2 protein-coding genes are annotated in these 1,969 nt (G+C 73.3%); one reads left to right on the top strand and one right to left on the bottom strand.

Translation table 11 applies throughout. From position 1 onward, the window contains the following. The coding region (locus tag KVT45_RS51185) for an ATP-binding cassette domain-containing protein (RefSeq protein WP_254648580.1) at nt 1–609 on the bottom strand (609 nt) is incomplete at its 3' end. A 201-nt stretch (nt 610–810) separates the two neighbouring features. Here KVT45_RS51185 and KVT45_RS51190 point away from each other — a divergent pair. Next, nucleotides 811–1,821, top strand: a complete 1,011-nt coding sequence (locus tag KVT45_RS51190; protein WP_308311128.1) for a LacI family DNA-binding transcriptional regulator — start codon at nt 811–813, stop codon at nt 1,819–1,821. Nucleotides 1,822–1,969 lie beyond the last annotated feature (148 nt).

Genomic DNA, 1,969 nt, shown 5'->3' on the forward strand with positions numbered 1-1,969 from the left:
GCAGATGCCCCGGTCGGCGACCCTGCGGACGGTCTCCAGGACCCGGGCGCGCCGGACGACGCCCAGCGCGGCGGGCGGCTCGTCCATGAAGATGACCTTGTGGGCGAAGGCGACGGCACGGGCCACCGCGACGGACTGCCGCTGCCCGCCGGACAACGTTGTCACAGCGGCCGTCACGTCCTTGAGCTCCACACCGAGTTCGGCGAAGGCCTTGACCGCCTCCCGGCGCATCGTGGGCCGGTCGAGGACGCCGAGACGGCCGAGCAGGCCCCCGCGCACGATCTCCCGGCCGAGGTAGAGGTTGGCCGCCGCGTCGAGGTCGGGCGCGAGTGACAGGTCCTGGTACACCGTCTCCACGCCGCGCCGCTGTGCGTCCATCGGACCGGAGAACCGCACCGGCGCGCCGTCCAGGCGGACCTCGCCGGAGTCGGGGGCGAGTACGCCCGACAGGACGTTCACCAGAGTGGACTTGCCGGCACCGATGTCACCGATGAGGGCGACGACCTCGCCGGGGTATGCCGTGAAATCGGCGCCCGAGAGCGCCTGGACGTGGCCGAAACGTTTGACCACCCCATGTGCGGTGAGCAGTGGTTCCCTTGCAGAGGCCATGTTGTGCCTTCTGGTTGGTATCGTTAACAGCTTGGCTGATTCTTGGGGCCCCCACAGCGGGGTGTCAAGGGTGGTGCAGCCGGTCGCCGAGCGGGCTGGTCGCGCCCTCATCTCCTGTTGTTTGCAGGGCCGTTGACACGCGTGCGAGTTGGTAACGTTAACGAGTCGACGCTCAAACGTGACGCAGCTGGAGGACGTGGCGTGGCAGCCACCCGGCCGACCATGAAGGACGTTGCCGCGGAAGCGGGCGTGAGCACGATGACGGTGTCCCGGGTCGTCAACGGCGATTCGGCCGTCGCCCCGCGGACCGCCGCGCGGGTGGAGGCCGCGGTCCGCAAGCTCGGCTACCAACGCGACGACGTGGCAAGGCAGTTGCGCCGCACCCATGAACTGAGCCAGATCATCGGCCTGTTGGTCGACGACGTGACCGATCCCTTCATGGCCGCGGTCGCCTCCGCCGCCGAGGACGTCGCCCGGCAGCGCGGCAGCATCATGCTCATCGGGTCCAGCCGCGCCGACCTGCGCCGCGAACGCGAGGTGATCGCCGCGTTCACCGCCCGCCGCGTCGACGGCCTGATCCTCACCCCGGCCGCCGGCAGCCACCGCTTCCTGCGCCCCGCCCAGGCGCAGGGCACGAAAATCGTCTGCGTGGACCGGGCGGCCCCCGGCCTGGACGTGGACGCCGTGGTGGTCGACAACTTCGGGGCGGTGCGGGAGGCGGTGGCCCACGTGGTGGCACGCGGGCACCGCAGGATCGGCTACATCGGCGACACGCCGAGGATCTGGACGTTCGGCGAACGGCGGCGGGGCTATCTCGCGGCCCTGGAGGCCGCGGGCATCGCCGCCGACCCGGCGCTGGTCAGGGACGGTGTGCGCACCGGGCCGGAGGCGGCCGCGGCCGTCACCGGGATGCTGGCACTGCCCGACCCTCCGACGGCTCTCCTCGCCGGCAACGAACTGCTCGCCTTCGGCGCCCTGACCGCGGCCCCCGGCGACCTCGCCTTCGTCGCCTTCGACGACTTCGCGCTCGCCGCCCGGCTGACGCCGCCCGTCACGGTGATCGCCCAGGACCCGGTGGCCCTCGCGACCAGCGCGGCACACCTGCTCTTCGCCCGGATCCACGGGGACGTCTCACCGCCGCGCACCGTCGTCATGCCGACGCGGCTGATCCGGCGCGGATCGGGGGAGATACCCGGGCCGTTCGCCGCGTAGCGGCGCGTGGCGCCGGGTGGGGCGGGCCGGCCGTCACGCGGTCCGGGCGTGGGTGCGGGCCGGTGGGGGCTGGTCGGGCAGTTCCCCCCCCCCCGCGCCAGGGGGCGGGGGGCGGGGGCCCCCCCCCGGCGGGGGCGCGGGGGGGGGG

Source organism: Streptomyces sp. GbtcB6 (genome assembly GCF_019091475.1).
GTDB lineage: Bacteria > Actinomycetota > Actinomycetes > Streptomycetales > Streptomycetaceae > Streptomyces > Streptomyces hyaluromycini.